Origin of the sequence: Labrenzia sp. THAF82, from assembly GCF_009363435.1 — a bacterium.
Taxonomy (GTDB): Bacteria; Pseudomonadota; Alphaproteobacteria; order Rhizobiales; family Stappiaceae; genus Roseibium; species Roseibium porphyridii.
In genome coordinates, this window is record NZ_CP045354.1 from 2,967,328 (window position 1) to 2,991,918 (window position 24,591).

The 24,591-nt window shown below is 53.6% G+C and carries 27 protein-coding genes; 17 read left to right on the forward strand and 10 right to left on the reverse strand.

Features of this window, described 5'->3' with window-relative positions; genetic code table 11:
* Positions 1-18 precede the first annotated feature (18 nt).
* Positions 19-903: an alpha/beta fold hydrolase gene (locus FIV00_RS13875; protein ID WP_152501305.1), complete on the forward strand. Its 885-nt coding sequence runs from the start codon at positions 19-21 to the stop codon at positions 901-903.
* Between the two features lie 83 nt (positions 904-986).
* Here FIV00_RS13875 and FIV00_RS13880 read toward each other — a convergent pair whose 3' ends face one another.
* A complete protein-coding gene (locus FIV00_RS13880) occupies positions 987-1,799 on the reverse strand; it encodes an enoyl-CoA hydratase-related protein (protein WP_152501306.1) in 813 nt (270 codons plus the stop codon).
* A gap of 179 nt (positions 1,800-1,978) precedes the next feature.
* On the opposite strand from FIV00_RS13880, the gene cysE reads away from it, so the two are divergent.
* Positions 1,979-2,803, forward strand: a complete 825-nt coding sequence (gene cysE / locus FIV00_RS13885) for a serine O-acetyltransferase (protein WP_152501307.1) — start codon at positions 1,979-1,981, stop codon at positions 2,801-2,803.
* A gap of 133 nt (positions 2,804-2,936) precedes the next feature.
* Entirely contained in the window at positions 2,937-3,152 is a 216-nt protein-coding gene (locus tag FIV00_RS13890; RefSeq protein WP_152501308.1) for a DUF3126 family protein, read from the forward strand.
* Between the two features lie 87 nt (positions 3,153-3,239).
* On the opposite strand, the gene FIV00_RS13895 is transcribed toward FIV00_RS13890, so the two are convergent.
* Positions 3,240-3,929 carry a hypothetical protein gene (locus tag FIV00_RS13895; protein WP_152501309.1) on the reverse strand — a complete coding sequence of 230 codons (690 nt, stop codon included), beginning with the start codon at positions 3,927-3,929 and terminating at the stop codon, positions 3,240-3,242.
* A 213-nt stretch (positions 3,930-4,142) separates the two neighbouring features.
* Here FIV00_RS13895 and FIV00_RS13900 point away from each other — a divergent pair, with 213 nt between their 5' ends.
* On the forward strand, positions 4,143-4,466 hold the full coding sequence (locus FIV00_RS13900; RefSeq protein ID WP_209006928.1) for a hypothetical protein: 324 nt from the start codon (positions 4,143-4,145) through the stop codon (positions 4,464-4,466).
* Between the two features lie 5 nt (positions 4,467-4,471).
* Positions 4,472-4,999 carry a gamma carbonic anhydrase family protein gene (locus FIV00_RS13905; RefSeq protein WP_152501311.1) on the forward strand — a complete coding sequence of 176 codons (528 nt, stop codon included), beginning with the start codon at positions 4,472-4,474 and terminating at the stop codon, positions 4,997-4,999.
* Between the two features lie 207 nt (positions 5,000-5,206).
* Here FIV00_RS13905 and FIV00_RS13910 read toward each other — a convergent pair whose 3' ends face one another.
* From FIV00_RS13910 to FIV00_RS13920, 3 genes are all read right to left on the reverse strand, one after another.
* Positions 5,207-5,821, reverse strand: a complete 615-nt coding sequence (locus FIV00_RS13910) for a transglutaminase-like cysteine peptidase (protein ID WP_173005988.1) — start codon at positions 5,819-5,821, stop codon at positions 5,207-5,209.
* 405 nt (positions 5,822-6,226) lie between these two features.
* A complete protein-coding gene (locus FIV00_RS13915) occupies positions 6,227-6,862 on the reverse strand; it encodes a PilZ domain-containing protein (RefSeq protein WP_152501312.1) in 636 nt (211 codons plus the stop codon).
* 349 nt (positions 6,863-7,211) lie between these two features.
* On the reverse strand, positions 7,212-7,856 hold the full coding sequence (locus FIV00_RS13920) for a PAS domain-containing protein (RefSeq protein WP_152501313.1): 645 nt from the start codon (positions 7,854-7,856) through the stop codon (positions 7,212-7,214).
* A 601-nt stretch (positions 7,857-8,457) separates the two neighbouring features.
* Here FIV00_RS13920 and FIV00_RS13925 point away from each other — a divergent pair.
* Together FIV00_RS13925 and FIV00_RS13930 are read left to right on the forward strand one after the other, a co-directional pair.
* Entirely contained in the window at positions 8,458-9,246 is a 789-nt protein-coding gene (locus tag FIV00_RS13925; protein ID WP_152501314.1) for a rhomboid family intramembrane serine protease, read from the forward strand.
* Positions 9,247-9,345: 99 nt separating this feature from the next.
* Positions 9,346-9,777, forward strand: coding sequence for a CBS domain-containing protein (locus FIV00_RS13930; RefSeq protein WP_152501315.1), 432 nt, complete (start codon positions 9,346-9,348; stop codon positions 9,775-9,777).
* A gap of 125 nt (positions 9,778-9,902) precedes the next feature.
* Here FIV00_RS13930 and napF read toward each other — a convergent pair whose 3' ends face one another.
* Positions 9,903-10,421 (reverse strand): ferredoxin-type protein NapF, encoded by a 519-nt coding sequence (napF, locus tag FIV00_RS30565; protein WP_152501316.1) that lies wholly within the window; start codon positions 10,419-10,421, stop codon positions 9,903-9,905.
* Positions 10,422-10,762: 341 nt separating this feature from the next.
* Between napF and FIV00_RS13940 the strand changes: the two genes are divergently transcribed.
* Complete coding sequence (locus tag FIV00_RS13940) at positions 10,763-12,061, forward strand: methyltransferase (RefSeq protein ID WP_173005989.1); 1,299 nt, start codon at positions 10,763-10,765, stop codon at positions 12,059-12,061.
* A 50-nt stretch (positions 12,062-12,111) separates the two neighbouring features.
* On the opposite strand, the gene hisI is transcribed toward FIV00_RS13940, so the two are convergent.
* Positions 12,112-12,567: a phosphoribosyl-AMP cyclohydrolase gene (gene hisI, locus FIV00_RS13945; RefSeq protein WP_152501318.1), complete on the reverse strand. Its 456-nt coding sequence runs from the start codon at positions 12,565-12,567 to the stop codon at positions 12,112-12,114.
* A gap of 43 nt (positions 12,568-12,610) precedes the next feature.
* Positions 12,611-13,246 (reverse strand): GTP cyclohydrolase I FolE, encoded by a 636-nt coding sequence (folE, locus tag FIV00_RS13950; protein WP_152501319.1) that lies wholly within the window; start codon positions 13,244-13,246, stop codon positions 12,611-12,613.
* 297 nt (positions 13,247-13,543) lie between these two features.
* Between folE and FIV00_RS13955 the strand changes: the two genes are divergently transcribed.
* On the forward strand, positions 13,544-13,996 hold the full coding sequence (locus FIV00_RS13955) for an iron-sulfur cluster assembly scaffold protein (RefSeq protein WP_152501320.1): 453 nt from the start codon (positions 13,544-13,546) through the stop codon (positions 13,994-13,996).
* 20 nt (positions 13,997-14,016) lie between these two features.
* Positions 14,017-14,367 carry a membrane protein insertion efficiency factor YidD gene (yidD, locus tag FIV00_RS13960; protein WP_152501321.1) on the forward strand — a complete coding sequence of 117 codons (351 nt, stop codon included), beginning with the start codon at positions 14,017-14,019 and terminating at the stop codon, positions 14,365-14,367.
* Between the two features lie 43 nt (positions 14,368-14,410).
* Here the strand turns inward: yidD and FIV00_RS13965 are convergent, their stop codons facing one another.
* Positions 14,411-15,310 carry a DMT family transporter gene (locus FIV00_RS13965; protein WP_152501322.1) on the reverse strand — a complete coding sequence of 300 codons (900 nt, stop codon included), beginning with the start codon at positions 15,308-15,310 and terminating at the stop codon, positions 14,411-14,413.
* 128 nt (positions 15,311-15,438) lie between these two features.
* Between FIV00_RS13965 and FIV00_RS13970 the strand changes: the two genes are divergently transcribed.
* From FIV00_RS13970 to FIV00_RS13980, 3 genes are all read left to right on the forward strand, one after another.
* Positions 15,439-15,894, forward strand: a complete 456-nt coding sequence (locus tag FIV00_RS13970; RefSeq protein ID WP_152501323.1) for an Lrp/AsnC family transcriptional regulator — start codon at positions 15,439-15,441, stop codon at positions 15,892-15,894.
* A 185-nt stretch (positions 15,895-16,079) separates the two neighbouring features.
* Complete coding sequence (thrS, locus tag FIV00_RS13975) at positions 16,080-18,050, forward strand: threonine--tRNA ligase (protein ID WP_152501324.1); 1,971 nt, start codon at positions 16,080-16,082, stop codon at positions 18,048-18,050.
* A 154-nt stretch (positions 18,051-18,204) separates the two neighbouring features.
* On the forward strand, positions 18,205-19,053 hold the full coding sequence (locus FIV00_RS13980) for a lysophospholipid acyltransferase family protein (protein WP_152501325.1): 849 nt from the start codon (positions 18,205-18,207) through the stop codon (positions 19,051-19,053).
* Positions 19,054-19,102: 49 nt separating this feature from the next.
* On the opposite strand, the gene FIV00_RS13985 is transcribed toward FIV00_RS13980, so the two are convergent.
* Entirely contained in the window at positions 19,103-20,194 is a 1,092-nt protein-coding gene (locus FIV00_RS13985) for a hypothetical protein (RefSeq protein WP_209006929.1), read from the reverse strand.
* Positions 20,195-20,584: 390 nt separating this feature from the next.
* Here FIV00_RS13985 and FIV00_RS13990 point away from each other — a divergent pair, with 390 nt between their 5' ends.
* The 4 genes from FIV00_RS13990 to FIV00_RS14005 all read left to right on the forward strand — a co-directional run bounded on the left by FIV00_RS13990 (position 20,585) and on the right by FIV00_RS14005 (position 24,590).
* On the forward strand, positions 20,585-21,106 hold the full coding sequence (locus tag FIV00_RS13990) for a nitroreductase (protein ID WP_371419585.1): 522 nt from the start codon (positions 20,585-20,587) through the stop codon (positions 21,104-21,106).
* 4 nt (positions 21,107-21,110) lie between these two features.
* Positions 21,111-21,713: a flavin reductase family protein gene (locus FIV00_RS13995; protein WP_152501327.1), complete on the forward strand. Its 603-nt coding sequence runs from the start codon at positions 21,111-21,113 to the stop codon at positions 21,711-21,713.
* A 319-nt stretch (positions 21,714-22,032) separates the two neighbouring features.
* Complete coding sequence (locus FIV00_RS14000) at positions 22,033-23,343, forward strand: transglycosylase SLT domain-containing protein (RefSeq protein ID WP_152501328.1); 1,311 nt, start codon at positions 22,033-22,035, stop codon at positions 23,341-23,343.
* 92 nt (positions 23,344-23,435) lie between these two features.
* On the forward strand, positions 23,436-24,590 hold the full coding sequence (locus tag FIV00_RS14005) for a DUF2336 domain-containing protein (protein ID WP_152501329.1): 1,155 nt from the start codon (positions 23,436-23,438) through the stop codon (positions 24,588-24,590).
* Position 24,591 lies beyond the last annotated feature (1 nt).

Genomic DNA, 24,591 nt, shown 5'->3' on the forward strand with positions numbered 1-24,591 from the left:
GGCAATCAGAGAGATCAAATGAGTTCGAAACGGGTCGAGTTCCAAGGCGCAGAAGGCAACAAGCTGGTTGCCGATTTTTACGGCGAGGGCCAAGTGCCCGTAGTCATGTTGCATGGCGGCGGGCAGACCCGTCATTCCTGGGACGCAGCTTCAGAACGCATTGCCGGGCTTGGCCACCCTGTCTATTCAATCGATCAACGTGGCCACGGGGAAAGCAGCTGGGTCGGCAGCGGAAATTATGCGTTCGCTGACTTTGCAAAGGATCTGGCTGCGGTTACGTCGCAAATCCAAGACAAACACCACGCCAAGCCAGTTGTGGTCGGAGCATCTTTGGGAGGGTTTGCAGGCATGCTCTCCGAGGGGCAGGTAAATCCAGGAGGGTTGGCGGCACTTGTTCTGGTCGACATTACACCCCGTATTGATATGGGCGGTGTCAGCAAGATCATCGGGTTCATGGGAGACCGAGTTGAACAGGGGTTTGCCAGCGTCGAAGAAGCTGCGGATGCGATAGCAAGATATCTTCCAAACCGCTCAAGACCCAAGGATTTGTCGGGGCTTTCAAAGAACCTTCGGCTTCATGATGACGGCCGCTACCGGTGGCATTGGGACCCGGCCTTCCTGAAATCGAAACAGGGGCAGACACCTGACGAAGTGGCTGCGACCCAGGAAGACTTTTTGACGGCGGCGGGCAACCTTTTGCTGCCTGTGCTGTTGATCAGGGGGCAGAATTCAGAGCTTGTCTCCATGGAACACGTCCAAGAATTTCAGGCTCTTGTGCCTCATGCTCAATTCTCTGACATCCGCGATGCAGGCCATATGGTTGCAGGAGACAAGAACGACGTCTTTGCGTCCGCCGTTGAGGATTTCCTATTGACGCTGAAGGCTGATGCCGAGCCTGTTTGATTTCCAGAAGCAAATGAAATCATCACCTTGGCAGGAGTTTCTTCCAAAGTGATTCAGACAGCATCAAAGCGTTCTGGCTTGCTCTAGACCCCCTTGAACACTGGTGCGCGCTTTTCCAGGAATGCGCGGTATCCCTCTTTGTAGTCGGCACTGTCGATGCATGTTTGTGCGTCTTGGAGTGCAGTTTGAAGGTCACGCGTTTCCTCCGGACGATTGAGCAAGGCAATCGCGCCTTTGGCGGCCTTTAGCGACAAAGGGGCATTGGCACACAAACTGTCCGTCAGCTTCGAGATGCGTTCATCAAGACTTCCATCTTCAACCATTTCATTGATCAGGCCGATCTGGAGCGCTCTTTCAGCGGATATGCGTTCACCGGTGAAAAGCAATTGCTTGGCGTTGGATGCAGATATGGCTTCAAGAAGATCTCCCAGCGCTTCCGGCGGATAGGCCAGGCCCAACTTGGCTGCGGGAATGCCAAAAAAAGCAGAGCGCGATGCCAAACGAAGATCACAGGCGAGGGCAACGCCCAGGCCGCCGCCCAGACACGGCCCTTCGATCGCTGCGACAACGGGAATATCCAGCGCCTTCAATGCTTTAAAGGCTGCCACGTTGATGTTGTCGTAGTGTTTGGCGGCCTCTGGCGTTGACCTGATGGCCTCGAATTCCGAAATATCTGCGCCGGCACAAAAATCTCTTCCACCTGCACCTTTGACGACGCACACCCGAATGTCGGGACTTTCGGCAAGTTCTGCCAATAGCTCGGGGATCCTGCTCCAGGCCGCCAGGGGAAGTGCGTTCTTGCGGTCGGGTGCGTTTATGAGGAGTTCAGCAACGTGCCCGCGCACAACCAAAAGCGGATTGTCGGATTGAGTTGGTTTTGCGGAATTGTCTGGCATTGGCACTCCAATAGACATGGCAGATCGAACCGGTGACCGGAAATTGAATTAATTCCAGGTTCATAAAAGGGTTTCATATCTGATATCAGGAAGTTTCATTTGGGAATATCAGTCGTCAGTCCTATTTTAGAACTTCAGCCGCAAGGCACCGTAATGACGGCTTGAAAAGGAGACAGGCCATGTCGGCACCGATCAGCAAGTCCGGCTTGAAACAAGTTCCGACCCACGATCCGGTCTGGCAGCAATTGCGAGACGAAGCTCAGGCGATGGTTACAGCGGAGCCCGCTCTATCGTCCTTTGTGTATGAGACCGTTCTAAATCATGACAGCCTGGAAGAGGCTGTTCTTCACCGGCTTGGCGACCGGCTTGGTCGGGATATCGTTTCTGCTTCCCTCATTCGGCAGACCTATCTGGAAGCGCTCGCGGACGAACCGGAACTCGCCAAGATCTTCCGGGTGGATATCGTTGCGGTGTTCGATCGCGATCCTGCATGTTTCCGCTATCTGGAGCCCGTGCTCTATTTCAAGGGCTTTCACGGGCTGCAGACACACAGACTTGCCAACTGGCTGTGGCGCAAGGGGCGTCGGGATTTTGCTCTTTATCTGCAAAGTCGCGCATCAGAAGTCTTTCAGATTGACATTCATCCGGCAGTTCCGGTCGGACGCGGGATTTTCATCGACCATGGCACTGGCATCGTTGTTGGTGGCACTGCAGTGATCGGAGATGATGTCTCTATTTTGCAGGGTGTTACGCTCGGCGGTACAGGAAAAGAAGGCGGCGATCGTCATCCCAAAATTCGCCACGGCGTTCTTTTGGGAGCAGGGGCCAAAGTCCTCGGCAACCTGGAGATAGGTCACTGCTCGCGTATCGCGTCGGGATCCGTCGTCCTGTCAGACGTGCCACCGAATACCACTGTCGCGGGTGTGCCGGCCAAGATTGTCGGTAAAGCCGGGTGTCCCGAGCCAGCCCGCAGCATGAATCAGTTGCTGAGCGAGGGCTCTTGATAAAGGGTGTTCATTTTTTGGCATTCTTCGATCAGGAAGACGGGGATAGCGGGCGGAATTCCTTTTGTATTTCCGCCCTGTCCTGTAGGGTCCGCGCCAGATATTTTTTCCAAAGTACCAACAGGAGAGCCCTGTGAAGCCCGACGAAATCCGCAAGATTGAAGCTTATCTGCAATCGAAATTTGAACTGGCAAGCCTTCAGGTTCGTGCACGTCCGCGAAAGGACGATAGCGCTGAAGTCTATATCGGCGAGGAGTTCATCGGCGTGATTTTCAGGGACGATGAAGATGAGGACCTGAGCTGGAATTTCCAGATGGCGATCCTGGAAATCGACCTGGAAGATGTCTGAGATCGCTTGATCAGAACACGACCTGTCAAAAGGCGGCATCCTGAGGGATTGTCGCCTTTTTTGTTTCAATGCGCCGGTTGCTATCGGTTATCGGGCTTTGAAGCTATCGATTTTCAAAAGCACGGCTCGGTCAAGACGTCGCCAGTCTGACAAGAGAGACCTGTCAAACGAATACCGCAGGTCAAGCCCGGAGGAGAACTGTACCGCGCGGTGGCAGGTGGCCTTCGAAGTTGAGCTTTGCTGGCGGCATCTGGCGATAAATCCGTTTTGTTTTGAAGGGTCATAGACGATCATGTCTGACCGCTTGCCACCTAGGCGGGACAGGTTGAGAAGTTTGAGGCCTCCTGGGCCGGACAGTTCACCACCCCGCGCAAGTCGTCTGTAAAACGGATCCAGTCGCGCACGCAGACTTTCGCGGCCTGGATTGTGTTCAAGCTCGATCCGGATCATCTCGTCACCCAAGAGGCTGCTTCCGCTGGTATGCGGCCCCAGACCGGGCCATGTCATTGCAAGCCGGACATAATTGGACGACGAAGGCTGTTCGAGCAGGTTTCTGCGTTGACTGATCACGTAATCAGGAGGGACTACGAACCCGGTTGGTCCAATGGCTATCTGGATCGGTTCAGCAGGAATGCTTCCCATCATATGCAAGTGATCTGCCCAAAAGCGGACACGTTCAAAGATATAGGCTGCAGCCAAAAGACAAATGGCCACAGACAGGTAGGTGAATATGCGTGAGCGGTTGCCAATGGGCTCTGGCAGCGTAACTGGGATCAACGGCCCAACTCCGCGAGGCGCATTGCACTGATCTGGCACACAATGTCCCGAAGCGAAACAATTGTCCCGCAATAGGAATGGTGAGGGACCGGCATGGCCGGCCGATTTTCAGGGTTTTCGCCCATTCGGCTTTCCGGCACGGTGTTTGCACTTGACCGTTTAGTATTTCTTAATCACTTTCCTGCCTGGAAGGTTAACAAGGGGTTAATGGGCGTGTTGTTGGACCTACTTCTCGTTGGATACATCGCGAGTGCCGGCTTTGTGGCGGCAGGAGTCCTCGGCAGTCTTTACCAGCTTGTCACCAAAGAGCCCCCGAAGTTCAACTTCGGCGGAGAAGGGTTTTTGAGCTTTCTGACCGGCATTACTCTTTGTGTGTTTGCCGGACCCTTCATCATCATGCGAAACGCCATCCGCGGACGCAGAATTGAGAAACGTCCACTGGGCTGGCTTGTGGCTTCGTCAACGATTGCAGGCATGTGGAGTGTCTGTTCGGGTGTGATGGTGATGAATGTCGCGCTCATTGTGGCTGGGTTCTAAGACTGATGACCCTCTACGCACTCGAAGGACGTGTTCCCAGTTTTCCTGAAAGCGAAGCTTATTGGGTGGCTCCAAGTGCAGTCCTGATTGGGGACATTCGTCTTTCAGAAGAGGCGAGCGTCTGGTTCGGCGCCATCTTGCGCGGCGACAATGAGCCGATCAGCGTTGGTGAAAGATCAAACGTGCAGGACGGGTGCGTTTTCCATACGGATATGGGGTTCCCGCTGACAGTTGGAGCTGACTGTACTATCGGCCACAATGCGATCCTGCATGGCTGCACGATCAAGGACAATTCCCTGATCGGTATGGGAGCCACTGTACTGAATGGTGCCGTCATCGGGTCCAATTGCATCATAGGAGCGAATGCTCTCATAGGTGAGGGCAAGGTGATCCCTGACAACTCGCTCGTGGTTGGAATTCCGGGGAAAGTCGTTCGCGAACTTCCACCGGAAGCAGCTGCGGACATAACCAAGTCCGCTGAAGGCTATGTCCGCAATTGGCAACGGTTCAAGGCGGGCCTTTCCGAGACCTGATTCACGGTTTCTGGTTTCCGGTACATCTTTATCCCGACCGTAAAAGGAACGGGAACCGGCCTGCGGGGGGCGGGCCGGTTCCCTGGATCCGGTCGTGGTAGGGATGGGGAGGGTGGGGACGCGACCGGATCGTCCAAGTAGGCGCAACGTCAAATGCAGCGCCAATCCCAATCCTTGCGGTCTCCTGCTGTTGCAGGGCTGACCGTGTTACCTGGAGACGCTGCTGACAGTTGTCACACGCGTATCCGCTATGCCTGTCCAGGCTACAGGTGAGCTGGCGGACTGACGTTTGATGTAGCGATAAGGCGTCGAGTACCAGGGCAACACCGCTTCGATCTGATTGTCGAGGATCATGTCCCCATGATCCGTCCGGACCGTCAGGACAGCATGACCAGAGTTCTGAACGTCTTTCGCGACCGTGATCAGAAGAGCGCTCTTGGGCCAACCGGCCTCCATCAGCACGCGTTGCTTTTCCAGAACGTATTCTTCGCAGTCTCCGTAACCGTTGACCGGATAGGACCAATGCTCTTCCTTGCCGAAGAGATCGTTGTCCGTCATCGGTTTCACTCTGCGGTTGACCTCGGCGTTGACGGCAATGAGTTGCTGCCAGAGCTCTTCATTGAGCTGTACGACGACAGGGTCATAGCTTTCACGAGGACAGGCCCAGCCATTGTCCTGACAAAACTGTTTGTGTCCGATCGGCGCTTTCACGGACTTCTTCATGTCCATGAACCGGCCGGGATCAGCGTTTGCAGAGGTCCCAGCTGCAAATGCGCTCATCAACAAAGTAGAGGTGAACAAGATATTCCGAAGTAATTTCATCGTAACGCCCTCCCCAAGGCTGACGCAACGATGACCCAATGCTTTTTACTTCGAGAAAATTGTCAAAGTAAAAAGCTAAATGTATTTGATGATTGTTTGAGTTTGTTTTTATTATTATTTGAGCTTTATTTAAATAAAACTTGATTCAAAATTAGCTAAAATTGTATCTAAGTCCTGCAAGTCATTGTGAAAGAGATGTTTTTGGTTGCAGCAGCAGGGAGCTTTCTTTCAAGCGGCCGGCGGCAAAACAGTGCCACGAGAGTTGAAAGCAGCGCCAACGGCGCGATCCACGACCCCAAAAAAAGTCAAAAAAACTTGCAACAAACGACCAGGCTTTGGCCGAAGAGCAAAAAACCGCGCTCAAATGAGCGCGGTCTCAATGACTTGCAAAGAAGATTTGGAGGATCAGTTCTCTTCGGGAGCCGAGATGTGATGTTCGAGCAGTTCACGGCTTTGAACCGCCGCGAACTCAACCGCGATTCCACCTTCGATCTTGCGAACCACGCGCGCGTACATTTTGCCAAGCGTGATGCCATCACCCATTTCCGGCAGAATATCAGTGGCAATCGCCGCACCCGACAAAGAAACGTCGATAATGCGGCAGACATGCTCGGAGCCGTCCGGGAGAATCATCTTTGTCATTGGGTTCTTGGGAACGAACCGATCGTGGCGACGATCTTCGGGAAGGTTCAATTCGTCTCTGTTGGCAAGCCAGGTCAAGACGTTGGCAATCTTGTCGCGTTTTCGGACAGTGTTTCGCAACTCGACCGCAAATCCGCCGTCGATCAGTCGGGAAATGCGACCTTCGACACGGCTCAAATGATCGAGATATGCAACGACGCGCTCACCGACCTGGCCGGTCACCGGCGTAATCATGGCAAGACCGCCCGGGGACATATCAATGACCTGACACGGATACTCGCGTCGATCCTCGAGCATAAACCGGCCAAGAATGTTTACCTGAACCCGTTGATGTCGCCGGCGATCAGTGACTTGAAGCGATTTGCTTCCTTCTGTAGCTGTTGCCAATCCGGCGGTCATGCCTGCTCTATCCAAATCCGCGCGCAAATCGCGTTTCCCCGGCCAGGGATGCGATTCAAAAGACGTGTTTGAATCACTTTAGGCAGCTGGGGTTAACGATGTGTAAGAGTGTACCCCACAAGACGCGCAGATCTAGGGCTAGGAGTGACTAAATTGTTTTCATTTGGCAGTTTGGGGCAAAATTTCGCGTAAAACGAGCTTTGACAGTCATTTCCATCGTGGATGAACAAGTCTCAGGCACGGCGAGTCGCAAAGAACATGGGAAACGGTCAGCGCGGATAGGTCTTGCCGAATTTCAAAGGCAACTGCCGCCGGTGGCGATTTGATGGACCGGCGGCATTCAGTTTGGTCAGGACTTTCCGCCCGAATAGACAGTCAGATGACCGACTTTCTTTTCGGCACCCTTGGGCAAGGGCGGTGTCGGCATGGACATGCCTTCAGCGGTAAAGCGCGGAACGATCGGATTGAGAGCAGCCGGTGCATCGACGAAATAGGGACGCTCATCCGGCCACACCAGGCGCAGGCTGCTGATGGATTGTTTCAGGATCGGGTGCAGACCGATCCAATAAGGTTTTTCCATCGGAGTACAGCTGCCAAGAATTCGAATGCGTCCCTCGCCGGGCACATTCAATGGCACCAGCAGCATTTCCATCTGGAGAATTTGATCGCGTTCAGTGTGTCCGTTTATGCCGATAACGGCTGCTGCGGCGTCTTCTGTGATCGCCGCAATCAGGCTTTCCAAGGCTTCCCGGTCCTTGTCGTTCCAGCCTCGCAGAAAGTTGCGCCCTTTCAGCTCACGGCAATGCGCAGAACACAATCGGGTGCCGGCCAGACGATACCGCACGTCCCTAGGACCGTTTGTTTCTAGAATAAATGTGTCGCCCAACAGCCCGCGAATTTCACCGGGATCAACTTCGCTGCGGTTCGGGGCAGGGCGGGCGCCGCGCAGGTTGTCCCAATACGAATAAAGAGTTTGCGTCACGCCGTGTTTCATCTGGTATCGCCTCTATGCCGATTTGGTCCCGTTGTTTCGTCTCAAGACAGCTCTTGTTTCAAAACGGGACGTTTTTCGTTTCCCTGTGAGTGTTTGCTCCCTACGAAGCAGGGCGCATGCCAAGTTGAGAGGCGATTGGGTGTCGTTAGGTCGGCCAATTTCCGGCCGTCGGCATCGCCGATGGCAGAAATTAAGGTTAATGATCGGTAAAGCTTGTTTTTCGAGGTGCGGGCTGGCAGCTTAACGATCAGTTCACGGTGATGACGGGTGGGAGGAGCCTGTTGTCAGAACACTTGGCAGCGAACCGAAGAAAAGAGCTGAAAATGCCACTTCGGATTAATTGCGCCGGCGAAGTGAACCATAGTCCTTGACGGAGCGTTGTGGGGACGCGACCGGCTTCAGGGGGGCGTTACGAAGCGTCGGTTGTCGTCTGCGACAGCCGGCGCTTTGTTTTTCTGCGGCAGCTTCTGACAGGAGCGAAAGTCGCTTCCGATCTCTCTCTGGAATTCACCATGTCACACAATGCAGGGCGCGCAGATGAATGCTGCACTTGTTTTGTTGTTGTTCTGGCTTAGAAGAGAGATGGAAAGGCTGAAGGTTGATGAACGTATATCGATTTGACGAAGAGCGCGCCCGTCGCGAGAAAGCTGAGCAGGATCAGAGGCAGAACCGTCCCTCCGAGCCGCCGGTGTTCAATTTGCCCAATATCATCATCTGGCTCGCCGGCGCGATGATTGTCATTCATCTGCTGCGTACAATTGTGTTGCCAGTCAATTGGGACAATTGGATCCTTTATCTCTTTGCGTTTTGGCCGGTGAAATTCACAGCCCTTTCCAGCCTTTCATTTCTGGAGATGGTGTCCAGTTTCTGGAGTTTCATAACCTATTCGTTGCTGCACGGCAGCGCCATGCACATCATCTTCAATCTTCTCTGGATGGCGATTTTCGGCAGCGCAGTGGCCCGACGGTTTGGAATTGGACGATTCTTGGCGTTTTCTGCCGTGTGTTCGGTCGGGGGCGCTTTTGCTCATCTGGCCACGCACTGGGGAGAATCAGCACCCATGATCGGAGCCTCGGCTGCCGTGTCAGGTCAGATGGCAGCCGCAATCCGGTTCGTATTTGAACTGGGTGGCCCGCTTGGTGCATTCCGTCGGTCAGATCAGGCAGCATATTTTGTCCCGGCCCAGCCGCTTGCCGAATGCTTCCGCAATCAACAGGTCCTCGTTTTTGTTGCGGTGTGGTTCGGTTTGAACCTATTCTTCGGCATAATGAGCGGACCCGTGGCGGGGCAGCCTGCAAGTGTTGCCTGGCAGGCCCACATTGGTGGTTTCCTCGCCGGTCTTGCCCTGTTTCCGTTTTTCGACCCGGTCCCACAACGTCGATCTTCCTGACCAACTGCGGCATCACAACGGTTTGCGCGGACTGTTTTTTTTGCAATGATGCGTGTACCCCGCCTGTTACGGGGCATTGATGCCATGGGAGGTTTTTAAATGACCGTTGCCGCAATATTGAGTGGGAAAGGCCACGATACAATTACCGCGCGGAGCGAAGCGCTTCTGAGCGAAATTTGTGAAACCCTGGCAAAATATAAGATTGGTGCTGTGGTTGTTTGCAATGGCGACAAGGAAATAGAGGGCATCATTTCTGAACGCGACATTGTTCGGACGATTGGAACCAAAGGCCCGTCTTCGCTGAATGTTCCAGTTACCGCAGTGATGACGAAAGAGGTTGTCACATGCACTGAAGACAACAGTGTCAACGAAGTGATGGCACGGATGACACAAGGCCGCTTTCGTCATATGCCGGTTGTCAAGGACGGCAAGCTGACGGGGGTGATCTCAATCGGTGATGTCGTCAAATACAAGATTGCCCAAGTTGAGCTGGAAGCTGAGCAAATGCGCAGCTACATCACGATGGCATAGGCAACAGCGCCCTTTCATCGCGCCGTGTCCTCAATCGAACGCTGCTGCGGCAATTACTGGCGAGGCAGGGTTGCCGCCAATCCACTGTGAGCTGGCCAGAATATTGTAGTTGAAGTTGATGCGCTTCAGGCCGCTACAGGATCAGCTGCCGGCAGCTCCCTCAAAGAAACAGCACCCAATGGGCAAGTGCTGACACATGAGCCGCAACCCGTGCACAGTTCCGTATCTACCACAACATGACCTTTTCGAGCCCCGGCTGTCTCAATCCTGAACGCCGAAACCGGGCAAACGTCGCTGCACAGCTGGCAACTTACGCCATTGTTCTGAAGACAACTCGAAGCCACGACCGACTTGTGTTTCCAAGGTGCAGTTTTGGCAAGGTCAAAGACCGGTTCTTCGCAGGCGAGTGCGCACTTCTCACAAAATGTACATTCTCCTGCATCGAAATCTACGAATGGCTTGTTGTCCTTGTCAGGCCGCAAGATCAGTTGCGGGCAGGCATGAACGCACGCATCGCATCCAGTGCAATGATTCTGAATTGACGTTTCACTCGTCCAGGGTGGCCTGATGAGCCGGTCTTCCGGTGAGCTGGAAACATCTCGAAGCTGCACATGCGCCGCTGGAAAATTTCGCTCGACAGACATGATCCCCTCCCGTGATCAGGTTTTCGACCGACGTAGCCATTCGAATTTCTTGGTCTCGATAAGTGTAGGCAAAAACGGCATTGGAAAATATTCGGACTAATACGCAAGACGTCAGGTGAAATACGATGATTGATCAGTATTCCGACGTGCGGAAAAATACTCATGTCACTATACTGTATGGATGTTGAATGAATATTCTGATTAGACTTTTTCCTGAGGTCTTGTTCCAAGGCGGGAGTTCGGAATTGAATGAACATCTAGCGAAAGACTACGGGCTTCCTTAAGGTTAAGCAGGTCAAGAGCTGACGGTCGAGAGTCATTGGCTGATGGGGGACAGGTCATTGGATATCGAAGAGAGATTTGCAGAAGGTCTGGAAGCACACCGGCAAGGAAATGGGGAAGCGGCCTTGGCCGCCTACAAGGATGTTCTCGCTGCAAATCCGGATCATCCTGACGGACTTCACTACCTCGGGCTCTTGCTGTTCAAGAAAGACGACCCGGAAGACGCTCTATCCCTCATAAGGCATTCGTTGCACATTAACGAGAACAACGCGTTTGCCCGGAACAATCTCGGTAACATTCTCAAACTGATTGGCCGCAGAGAGGAAGCGTTTGCTGAATATATTTTGGCTGTGGAACTGGATTCGGACCAAAAGGACGCGTGGCACAACCTTGGAATTTTGGCCGGAGAAGCGGGTCGCAGCGACGAGCTTCTGAGAAGACTTGCCGATTTGAAAGACCGTTACCCGAACAAAGGAGACGCCTGGCGCATCTATGGTCTTGCAGCGGGACGGGCAGGGAAGCTCGATGAAGCGGCTGAAGCGTTGGACACAGGCCTGACGCTTGGTGTTGAAACACCATTTCACGCGGTCAGGGCCGTGCGGTTTTTACACGAGCTCGGTCACGGAGATCGTGCCACCGAACATTTGGAAAAACTCGTTGACCAAAACCCGGACGACACTTCGCTCAAGTTCCACCTGGCCGCTGCGCGTGGCGAGAAACTGGCGCAGGTTCCGGAAGATTATGTCAAATCGCATTTTGACAGCTTTTCAGACAGCTTCGACGAAGTGCTTGAAATACTTGAGTACAACACGCCCCAAAGGGTGGCCAATGCCGTAAAGCTTCTTGCAGAGCGGTCTGGTGCACCGTTTCCAGACGTTGCAGATCTCGGTTGCGGGACCGGCTTGTGCGGTCCGTTGATACGCGATGTGAGTGGTCGGCTGACGGGTGTGGATCTGTCTCCTGGTATGTTGCAGAAGGCAGCTCAGCGCAATGCATATGACTTTCTCGTTGAGGGAGAGTTGATTGCATTTTTGAACGCAGATCTGCCAACTCACTTTGATTTATGCGTCTGCGTTGACACACTCTGTTATCTCGGCGATCTGACGCCGTTTTTTGAAGCGCTCGACAAGGCTCTGAAGCCGGGAGGCGTTTTGGTGGCGAGCGTCGAAATGCTGGAAACAGATAAAGAGGCGTTCCAGCTGAACGCGAGCGGACGTTACGCCCACAATTCTGAGCATATCCGACGAACTGTTGAGGCTGTTGGCCTGAGATACGGACCAGAGGAGACTTCAGTCTTGCGCAAGGAATTCGGCAAAGGCGTTGAGGGGCTGGTTTTTCATGTTTTCAAGGATCCGTAGGCTTCTCTGAAAACTGGCAAGTATCTGCCCCCACTTTTTGCGACACATTGTCAGTGCTTGCCGTAAACTTCACTTGGATCATAAACGCGTTCTGATTCAACGCGCTCCAACCGAGCCGTACCCGATGCCGGGCTGGTCACCTTCCGGAAAAAGCATGAGCGATAACCAACGTGACAGGTTGCGCCATTGCCGGCGACCGAGACTTTCAGAACCAGGGCATCCTGATCGCAATCGGTCAGAATCTCATGAACCGTTTGCACCTGGCCCGATGTTTCGCCCTTTTTCCAGAAGCCTTTGCGCGAGCGGCTCCAATACCAGGCTTCGCCGGTTTCAATCGTTCGTCGGAGCGCTTCTGCATTCATATACCCGACCATGAGAACTTCGCCGGACACGTGGTCAGTCACCACGGCGACGATAAGTCCGTCGGCGTCGTATTTGGGCATCAGAAGATCGCCCGTTTCGACCGTTTCCTTGTCGCCACGTTCGGAAAAAACGATGTCAGTCATGAGAAAAGCCCTTGTCAGAAATCTTCCGGCAAGGGCCTTGGTGTCAAATGCCTTTGCCGCGTACCAGAGACATGAATTTGGCCTGCTCGGCCGGATCGTCCTGGAAAACTCCGGTAAACTGGGTGGTAATCGTTGAGACGCCTTGTTTCTGGACACCGCGCATGGTCATGCATTGGTGTTCAGCTTCCAGCAACACGGCCAGTCCCCGCGGCGCCAGGGCATCGTCAATGACCGATGCAATCTGCGCCGTCAAGTTTTCCTGTGTTTGCAGACGTTTTGCAAAAATGTCGACAACGCGAGCAAGCTTCGAAAGGCCAACAACACCTTCGGCTGGATAATAGGCAATATGCGCCTCGCCGATAAACGGCAGCATGTGATGTTCGCAATGCGAATGGAAGGGAATGCCCCTCACAAGCACAATATCCTTATATCCGCCGACATCCTCGAAAGTACGCTCAAGATGCTCGGCAGGATCTTCAAAATACCCGCTGTAAAGCTGGCTCAGTGCCTTGGCGACCCGTTTGGGGGTGTCTACCAGACCTTCTCGGTCTGGGTCATCCCCGGTCCAGGCAAGAATGGTTCGTACTGCCGCTTCTACTTCCTCACGATTTGGCCGGTGCAATTGATCCGGCGTTTTTCTTTCAAACGGTTTTTCAACCGGCTTGAGGACAGCATCCATGGGGATCCTCGCAAAATTACCCGTTTCACTCGTCATACGGCGCTTGCCTGTGCACAGATCAAAGGGACGGCCCTCTATTTTCTATTGAAGCCGGGTCCATTATCATACTCCACACAATAAGCGAACGCACAGTTTCTGAGCGGGTTTAGTCGGTATCGAACGTGCATCCGTCACGCCTAATTGCCAACTGCGACCACTCTGCCCCTTGCGAAATTGCCGTGGCGACTGATCTATATATATGAAAGCACCATGCCATCAATGTGGCACGCGATCACTGGCTTTCACGAAGAGGCGAGAATGCTGGACGACATTTATAACGCTAAGATCCTGGAATTCGCAGGCAACATCCCGCGGATTGGCCGTCTTGAGCATCCTCACGCCACCGCCAAGGCCCATTCAAAACTTTGTGGGTCGACCGTTGTTGTGGATCTTTGTGTTGAAGATGGCGTGGTGACGGATTTTGCCCACGACGTCAAAGCCTGCGCACTTGGACAGGCATCATCTTCGATCATGGCCCGTCACGTTGTAGGAGCCAGCGCTGATGAATTGCGCGATGTCCGTGACACCATGCGCGCCATGCTTAAAGAGGGTGGCGAAGCGCCGACTGGGCGTTTTGAGGACCTAAAGTTTCTTGAGCCCGTGCGCGAATATAAGGCTCGCCACACTTCAACGCTCTTGACGTTTGATGCGGTGGTCGACGCCCTCGATCAGATCGAGGCTAAGGTCGGTCAGGACAGTGTGGTTGCTTAAGGGCAATCACATGCACCTTCATGTGTTCGCCAATCTCACCAGATAAAGAAACTGCGCGACCCCTCACGGTGCCTGGTCGCGTTGCTATCGGTTTGATCTGGATCTACCGACACTCTCTTTCCCTTGTCATGGGGCGATCGTGCCGATACGCGCCGACATGTTCGGATTACACCGAGCAGTCAATCAGGCGATTTGGCTTCTGGGCAGGCGGTTGGGTCGGATTGTCGCGCATTCTCAGATGCAATCCCTGGGGTGCATCCGGATTTGATCCAATCCCGGATGCCTTGCCCAAAGATGCGCGATGGTGGTGTCCCTGGCGATATGGCCGGTGGACCGGTCAGCATATTCCAGACGATCATCGACTTGATTGAACGCGATGATCGTCTGGATTGACTTTCATTCATATCTGCTTGCTCAGGACACACATTGGCCTTTTCTTCGGCCAAGTGACAGTTTCCAGCCAAAGGTCAGTCCCATGGCGGAAAGAACAATAACAGCGGCGCCAATCAGCTGCGGGACATGCAACTGATGGCCGAAAGCGACGTAGTCGACCAGGATCGCGACAACTGGATAGATGAATGAAAACGCGCCTTGTAGATAGGTCGGCAATTTCTGGACAGCGCCATACATCAACACATACATGATACCGGTATGGACAATGCCAAGAGTTGCAAGCGCTGCCCAGGATGTCCCGGTCTGCGGTAGCGCCGACCAGCTTACAAACGGGGCAAGCATCAAGATACCTACACAGACCTGGATAAGGGCGATCAGCTGCGGTGGTGTGCCAGTCAGTTTTTTCGTGAGAAGTGCGGCTACTGCCCAGAAAAATGCTGCCGACAAGGCCAGGGCAATTCCAAGTGCATAATTGGAACCGATATAGTCAGCTGTTGCGGGTTTGGCTTGAATGATCAACAAAACCCCAAGGAACGCGAACGCAAGCCAGCCAAGTTTAACCGAAGAAATGCGTTCCTTCAGGAACAGGGCTCCAAAGCCCACCAAAATGAATGGCTGAGTGTTGTAAACGGCGGTTGCGACCCCGATAGATGCTTCGCCATACGCACTGAACAACATCGCCCAATTGACGACGATCGCGAAACCACCAAGTGCGGCCATCAAAAGCGTCTTGAGTGTCAGCTGGCCTCGCAACAGGCCTTGGGCCGAACAAATGACCAGCAATGCGAGAGCGCCAAAGGCGCAGCGCCAGAAGACGACATCAATTGCGCCTTCTCCTGACAGGACAACGAACAGGCCGATCGTTCCGAGAATGGTCATGGCCGCCGTCATTTCGGCAGCACCGCGAAGTGTCTTGTCCAATTTAGCCTCCTTGGGTTCCGATGTTTCCAAGGGTGACAAAGTGTTTGGACGAATTACATAATTAAAATTAGACTTTTTGTACTATGAACCTTATTAAGTAAGATAATTCGATAAAAATGGTGAAGAAGATGAAATTGGATGCCGCGGATAGAAAGATCGTTGAAGCGCTGATTTCCGATGCGCGTATGTCGTTGAAGGATCTCGCTGCACATGCGGGGCTGTCTTCACCGGGCGTTTCGGAAAGGATCCGCCGCTTACAAGATCGTGGCATCGTGCGCGGTTTTTCTGCAGAGATCGATCTTAAGGCGCTGGGCTACAGTCTCCAGGCAATCGTGCGGATCCGGCCGTTGCCGGGAAAATTGCATATCGTGCAACAGCTCATTCAGGACATCCCCGAGTTTTGCGAATGCGACAAGGTGACGGGGGAAGACTGTTTTGTTGCGCGTCTCGCGGTTCCAAGCATCGAGGACCTTGATGGCATCCTCGACAAAATCTCGGACAAGGCGGAAACCAGCACGTCTATCGTGAAATCTCAGCCGATCCGGCGGCGACCGCCGCCTTTGGTTATAGACTGCGAAAGTTAGAGCCAACGATGCCGTCCATCTGAAACCAGCAACGATGGAACCGGTTGACGACCCAAAGCAGCCGATTAGCCAGCTTTAAGGGGTAAAGGGTTGCCGATCCGGATTGAATCCCCTATCAGCAGGCGGTCCAAATACCTTTGTGAAGCTTACCTGCATTGTCTGCAGGAGTGAGCAGGAGAAAAAAGATGATCCAACTGACTTTCCCCGACAATTCCGTGCGCGAATATGAAGCTGGCACCACTGGTCTGGCAATCGCCGAGGGCATTTCCAAGTCGCTTGCCAAGAAGGCAGTTGCAATGACGTTGGACGGGGAACTGAAAGATCTTTCAGATCCGATCGATGCCAACCATCAGATTGAAATCGTAACCCGCGACGACCCGCGTGCGCTCGAGCTAATCCGGCATGATGCAGCACACGTCATGGCCGAGGCTGTTCAGGAGTTGTGGCCCGGTACACAGGTGACCATCGGTCCGGTCATCGAGAACGGCTTCTATTACGATTTCAAACGCGTCAATCCGGATACTGACGAAGACTGGCCTTTCCATCCGGACGAGTTGCCTGTTATCGAAAAAAAGATGCGTGAGATCATCGGCCGTGGTGCCCAGTTCACCAAGGAAATCTGGAGCCGCGAAGAAGCCAAAACCTTTTTTGCCGCCAAAGGCGAACACTACAAGGTCGAGCTGATCGATGCCATTCCTGAAGATCAGGAAATCCGGATCTACAAGCAGGGGCAATGGCTGGATCTGTGCCGTGGCCCGCATATGGCCTCAACAAGGCAGATTGGCGATGCGTTTAAACTGATGAAGGTTGCCGGAGCATATTGGCGCGGCGACTCCAACAACGAAATGTTGTCCAGGATCTACGCAACGGCCTGGCATAACGAAAAGGAGCTGAAAGGCTACCTTCGTATGCTGGAAGAAGCGGAAAAGCGCGATCACCGGAAGCTCGGACGTGAAATGGATCTGTTTCATTTCCAGGAAGAGGGGCCTGGCGTCGTTTTCTGGCATCCGAACGGCTGGGACATGTTCCAGAACCTGATTGCCTATAAACGCCGTGTGCTGCGAGACACGTATAAGGAAGTGAATGCACCGCAGGTTCTGCACACTTCGCTTTGGGAAACTTCAGGCCACTGGACCTGGTACAAAGAAAACATGTTCTCCGTGCAGTGCGCTGACCCTGAAGCTGAGGACAACCGTGTCTTTGCCTTGAAGCCGATGAACTGCCCGGGGCACGTGCAAATCTTCAAACACGGCTTGAAAAGCTATCGTGATCTGCCGTTGCGCCTTGCTGAATTTGGTGTGGTTCACCGCTACGAACCGTCAGGTGCACTGCATGGGCTGATGCGCGTTCGCGGGTTCACGCAAGACGATGCCCACGTTTTCTGCACCGAAGAGCAGATGGCCGACGAGTGTATGAAGATCAACGATCTTATTCTCTCGGTTTATAAGGACTTCGGATTTGACGAGATTGTTGTCAAATTGTCGACCCGTCCAGAAAAACGTGTCGGCACCGATGAAGCCTGGGATCATGCCGAAACGATCATGGCCGATGTGCTGAAGCGGATCGAGGCGGAGTCCGAAGGACGGGTGAAAACCGACATTCTTCCGGGTGAGGGCGCTTTCTACGGTCCGAAGTTCGAATACACCTTGCGAGATGCGATCGGTCGTGAATGGCAATGTGGCACCACACAGGTGGACTTCAATCTGCCGGAGCGTTTCGGTGCGTTCTATGTCGACAATAACGGTGAGAAGAAAACTCCGGTCATGATCCACAGAGCGATCTGCGGATCTATGGAACGCTTCCTTGGTATCCTGATCGAGAACTATGCCGGGCACTTTCCGCTCTGGTTTGCGCCCTTGCAGATCGTGGTTGCGACCATTACCTCAGAGGCCGATGCTTACGGACAGGAAGTTGCCGATCTTCTGAAGTCGAAGGGTCTGAAAGTTGAAACAGACTTCCGCAATGAGAAGATCAACTACAAGGTTCGCGAACACTCGCTTGCCAAAGTTCCGGTGATTATTGTTTGTGGTATGCGTGAAGCGGAAGAAAAAACGGTGAATATTCGCCGCCTGGGTTCCAAGGACCAGAAGGCCATGGGGCTGGAGGAGGCTGTCGCGGCCTTTGTCGAGGAAGCAACACCGCCCGATCTTCGCTAGTGCGTCGTCTCCTGAGTAGGAGATTCTAACAGCTTGCACATTGCCCTTACGCTGGGGTATCCCCTGGGGCAATGTGCTGTCACATTGTTGAAACGGAGCTTCTGGTATTGGGTTTCTGATTTACCAGAGTTTCATCAGGTTCAAGACAACGGCCGTGAACTACGCTGAATTCAGTTACGCAAATCCCGAGCACCCGCCACTGAAGCGGTGGACAATCCGTGCCATTGAGGGATTGTCGGGACGTCGCAAGCTTGTCGATCTTTATGAAGTGTGGAAGCACACCATGGTCGGCACATCCGACTACATCTGGAGCGATTTGCTCGGGCTGATCAATCTGGATGTTGCCGTTACGGATGGCGAATGGCCTCCGAAGAACCTTCCCGAAGGTCCTTTGGTCCTGATTGCGAACCATCCCTATGGCATTGGTGATGGACTGGCTATTCTGGCGCTTGCAGAACAGCTGGACCGTCCTTTCAAGATCCTGATCAACAATGAGTTGCTGAAGGTTCCTGAAGTCCGTCCGTTTTCTCTGCCTGTTGATTTTGAAGAGACCAAGCAGGCCTTGAAGACCAACATGCAAACCCGAAAGGAAGCGCTGCGGCTGCTTCAGGAAGGCACGACAATCATCGTGTTCCCCGGTGGTGGCGTCGCGACCGCAGCCAAACCGTTCGGTCGTGCAGAAGAGCTGCCCTGGAAAACCTTTACGGCAAAGATGATCCGCTCATCGCGGGCGACTGTCCTGCCTCTCTATTTTGAGGGGCAGAATTCCTGGCTGTTTCATCTGGTCAGCAAGTACTCGCTGACCTTGCGCCTGTCATTGCTGGTGCGTGAATTCAGGCGCATTCTAGGGACGGTGATTACAGCGCGGGCTGGAAATCCAATCTCCTACGAAACCTTGTCGGGTTTCAAGGATCAGAAGGAAGTCATGGATTTTCTTCAGACCAAGGTGATGGAGATGGGACCTGGCGACAGTTCTGGCAAACTGCTCGGTCGACGCGATTGAAAATGACGCGACTCGGTTGACCGTCCTACAATAATGTCGGCTTTGAAGGTCAGTTGTTGATCGTGGCTTGCTGAGATGACAATTCACTCACGGATGTCACCACTTCGACTTCTCGATCTTCGCCCGGGGTTACTTCAAATGTATGAAGATATGTCCGGCCGTTGTTGCGCGCGAGTGCCTCATATTCACCAGCCGCCAAAACAAAGTCGGGAAAAGCCCCGGTGGCTTCAACGACGACATCGCCGCCCGGGCTCAATACGGACCAGGTGGTGTTGGCAATTGCTTCACCACCGCGTTCGTTGACGAGCTTCAGTGTAATGCCCGCGGCCTTGTGGAAGATCGTCGCTTCGGTCAGTTTTCCAGGGAGCACCTGGACATCGGCTCGAACCACAGCATTGACGTCGCCGTACCGGCTTACAACATGATACGTGTCGGCATTCAAACGGACAATTGAACCGGGTGTCACATTGCTGACAATGAGGTCTCGCTCACCGCGCTCATCGAATTCCAATCCATAGACGTCGAAAGAAACGGGTTTGCCATCAATCGTCTGACCGTCTTTGAGGGTCGCTCCGAATTTGATGCCACCGGCATTCAGCGTCACCATCTTTGACTGGACTTCCTTGCCAATCATGATCCTGTTGGTGGATTGGGCATAGCCGTAAGCAGTGTGGATGAGGTACGAGCCCGGCTCCAGGCGAAATTCCGCGTCGCCACCCTTGTGCGTTGCCACAAGTTGCAGCCGTCCATCCGTATTGGTGGTCTCGGAATAAATGCGCCAGATCAGCCCATCATAGAGCGGCTTTGCGTCAGCGGTCAGCTTTGCCATCAGGTAAAGTGCGCCTTCCTGAAGACCGCTTGCGACGTCTGTCGCTGAAGATCTTGTCGGGGCATATGGGCTTGGAAGCAGTACGTCTGAAAACAGTGGCTCAGGTTCGCGGTCGAGCAGATTGATGATCGGGTTTTCAACGGGAGCGTTGGGGTCCGGCTTCTTGGCCGGGGGCATGGGAGCTTCCAAGGTCTGCGCAAAAGCGGTGCTGCTCACAAACAGGAGCGCCATGCAAACAAGCAGTGCTTGCGCTGCCGCTGCTACAGGTTTGTTCAAACCGTACCCGCCTGAGACAATAGGTGTTTTTAACATGCCCGTTTCATTATCTTTTTGACTCGACGTGTTTTACCAGTCTTTTGCATTTAATTCCAATCGCGGTTGTCGGTCGGGATCAGAGCTTCCGCGCTTCAGACGATATTTGTCGAAGCAAAGGAGATCGGTCGGTTTCATTGCCCCAACAGCGCCGGCAAAAAACACCAAATTTTTATTCAACAACCCGGATTGAATTTCGGTCCCTAATGGGACTTAAATTCGGGCGAATTCAAGACGTTTCAGATAGAAGTTGACTTTTGCGGCTAATCAATTAGTTGATAGTTGCAAATGAAACTATCTCAACAGGATAAGTTCATGCCCAATCAAGACACAAGGTCGCCGGAAACACTCTCGTTTCTGCGGCAAAGACGGTCTCACCCTTCTGTCACGATGTCTTCTCCCGGACCAGACGATGACCAGATCCGGGACATTTTGACAATCGCCGCTCGCGTTCCGGATCACGGCAAACTGAGCCCATGGCGCTTCGTGCTTTACCCGAGCGAGCAGAGTGAAACAATCGGAGCCTGGCTGGCTGCTCGCTGTGAGAGCCTGAACGGACCACTTGATGACGAACAGCGCCAGAAAGAACTGACACGGTTCCAAAGAGCACCGCGCGTCATCGGCGTTGTCAGCACTGCGGCCGAGCATCCCAAGATACCCATTTGGGAGCAGCAACTTTCGGCTGGTGCTGTGTGCATGAACCTTGTCACGGCTGCCGCCGCATCAGGATATGTTTCGCAATGGCTGACTGAATGGTTTGCCTTTGACGAAGAGGCAAGCCGGTATTTGGGTGCCGGTGAAAATGAGCGTTTTGCCGGCTTCGTGCACATCGGTACGGCGACGCAGCCTCCTGTTGAGCGTCAGCGCCCCGACCTTTCACAACTGATCTCCAACTGGACACAAGCTGACTGAACACATGTATTACGACACTGAGAAAAACGATCACGGCCTGCCACACAATCCATTCAAGGCAATTGTTGCCCCCCGGCCGATTGGCTGGATTTCATCACAAGACAGCGATGGCCGGACCAATCTGGCACCTTACAGCTTCTTCAATTGTGTATGTGACCGGCCACCTATCGTCTTGTTTTCGTCATCGGGCTACAAGGACAGCGTCGCAAACGTCGATAGCACCGGTGAGTTCGTCTGCAACATGGCGAGCTGGGACCTGAAGGACGAAATGAACCTGTCCTCGGCGGCTGTTCCGCACGAGACTTCGGAATTCGATCTGACCGGCCTTGAAATGGCGCCTTCACGTCTGGTCCGACCGCCTAGAGTGGCCAAAGCGGTAACCGCGCTGGAATGCAAGCACCTGCAGACACTGCAGATGAAGGGACTTGATGGCAAGGAGGCCGACAGCTGGGTGGTTTTTGGTCAGGTCGTTGGTGTTCATATCGACGACAACATCATTGTTGACGGGCGGGTTGATGTGACGCGTTACAAGCCGCTTTCGCGGCTCGGCTATATGGACTACGCGGTCATAGAACAGGTTTTTGAGATGGGCCGTCCCAAGTCCTGACATTTGTGTCTCTTGCTGGGAAATGGCGTCGGCTGCTCCGGCGCCTTTTTCATTTCCGGTTGCCGACTCATACAAATGGGAGCTATCAGACATTTGGTTGAGTCGAAGACTTGTCGTCGATATCCAAAGAAAATCCGTGGTTTTTGCTGAATTTCCACATTTCCGGACGCCATATTCAGCAGAACAGCTCAACTTTTTCAGAAAATGCCGAAGTCGGAAGTCACACAGACACTTGACTGTGACTTGTTAAGGTTTTGTTAACCTTTTCGGCGCGAAAGTTAACAAAGTAATAAATCAGTTCCGTCGAGGAGACAGGGTCATGCATATTGCTGACACTACCTCGGTCGCGTCTCGGATCGAGCTTGCGTTTCAGTCTGCGAGTACTTCAACAGGTACGTCATTCGACTATCTGGTAAAGACGGCTGCGAGAGAGTCGTCCTTCAATCCGTCTGCGAAGGCCAAGACTTCGAGCGCGACAGGTCTGTTTCAGTTCATTGAATCCACCTGGCTGGAAACAATGAAGGAAGCCGGCCCCAAGCACGGGCTGGAAAACTATTCTGAACATATCAAGCGCTCGAAAAGCGGGAAGTACTACGTTAGCGATGCCAACATGCGCCGTGAAATTCTGGATCTGAGGAAGGATCCGGAAATCTCGTCGATGATGGCCGGAGCATTGACGCAGAAGAATTCTGAGTATCTGGAGCGAAAAATCGGCCGGGCACCTACGGACGGTGAACTCTACATGGCGCACTTCCTGGGTGCGCATGGTGCGAGCAAGCTTATTGATGCAACCAACGCCAATCCGAACACGCGTGCGGATTCGGTCTTTTCCGCTCAGGCCAGAGCCAACAAGCCGATCTTCTACAATCGAAACGGTACGGCACGGTCGATGCAGGAAGTGTACGAGGTCATCGTATCGAAGCATGATGCCGTGACGATGATTGCAGAGGTGAGTGGGAAGAAAAACCTGAGAACATCCGGGGCATTGACGCAGGTTGCGACCCTGCCAAATGCGAAGCCTGTCCAAAATCCTTCTCCCTTCGACCCGCAACAAATAGATCAGTTGGCCGGAGACCCGGCAGCGGCTTTCGCAATGCGTGGAAAGCCACAATTGACACCTCAGCTTGCTGCGAGTGATCAGGGCATACCATCACTCCCCGAGAACAATCCGGTGGAGCTTGCAAAGGCGAAGTTGTCGATACCAGAAAGCCTGACAGGTGAAACGAGCCAGTCCTCACCAAGTGCTGTTTTCTTGCAGGAACAGGTCGTTGCGGCAGCAGGCACGAGGCAGGCACCACAGGATCCAAAAGAGGCCTCTCTAAACCCGTCAAACGGAGAAGCGGCCAATACACGGGTCTTATCGGCCTTCCAGGCTGCCGAGACCTTGAACCCTTTTGAAGCCTTGTTCCGAAACGATGAAGCTTCCAAACAAGCCGGGGTCAATCCAAGATTTGCGTCCGCATTTGCGGCTGTTGAGGAAGCAGCGCGCTTTAGCGCGTTGTCAGGCACATCGAATCAGGTTGCGGCCCAGGAGCTGGCCTTGGCCGACCAGGGCGGGCCACTCGATTTGACCCGTTTTCTGAGGCTTAAGGCCGAAGAAGAACAAAAAGACCTTCTGCCACCGGCGTGAACGCGCCGGTTATTGTCAAAATTATGGTGAACCGATCGTTAAGCCTTTGATGTCAGGATGTATCTGACACTTGGGAAGATTGTTTTACCGCTATGACCGTACACGACATTCTGCAGCTGAACGATGACAATGAATGCACCCTGGACATTCAGGCCGCGCAAGAGTTTGCGCAGCGATATCTGGACGCCGAAGAGGGCAGTCAGGAGCGGACCAGCATGGCTGCCGCGCTGACCATTTTACTGGATGACCCCAGCCGCTCAGTTCGCAAGGCGATCGCGAACATACTTGCGTCAAGCGAGCATGCACCTGGCCACGTTATTCGCTGCCTGGCCAGCGATGTCGACGAAGTTGCAATTCCCATATTGAAATCATCTCCAATCCTTTCTGAGGCGGAGCTTGTCGATCTTCTTGCCGAAGGCAGCGATGCCGTTCAGTGCGCTATCGCGTCGCGGCACGACTTGTCTGCCAGCATCAGCGCAGCAATCTGCGAAGTCGGCAGTGAGCCGGCGTGCCGCTCATTGCTTCAAAACGCCAACGCTCATGTTCTTCAATCATCCCTCCTGCGGCTTGCCCAACGTTTTGAAGACCGGCCGGACATTTGCGATCAACTTCTGCGAACCCGCGATCTGCCTCTGGCGATGCGTTATGAGCTCTTGATGCGTCTTGCGGAGAACCTGGATGATCATCCGATCGTGCTTGAAAGGGTGCCCGAGAACCAACGGCATACCTTCTTGAGCGACGCAGAAGACAAGGTTGTGCTGCGGCTTGCGCTTGAAGCTGGCGTTGAAGACCTGCCGGAGTTTGTCGAGCATCTGCGCGTGAATGAAAAACTGACCACCAGACTTTTGCTACGATCAGTCTGCTGTGGTCGTCTAAGGTTCTTTGCGGCGGCGCTGGCTAATTTGGGGCAGGTTCCCCTGCCAAGGCTGTGCAAGCTGCTGATGACCGTTCGCCGCTCCGCATTGCAGGCCATGCTTCGCAAGGCTGGACTTCCGCTCAGATCTCACAGTGCGTTCTTGCTGGCCATCGACATCGCGCGCAAGGCCGAGGCCGATTTCACCTACGATCTCGCTCTTGATGAAGCGCGGATGCTGACCGAAACACTTCTTGCCGAAATGCAGGACGGATCGCTCGGCGCTGATGAAGACGTGACGGCATTCCTGCGTCGGTTCGCGATTGATGTGGCGAGGCTCGAAGCAAGGTTGCTGGTCAAGAACAGCGGTTTGGCCATCACTGCTGCCGCCTGAT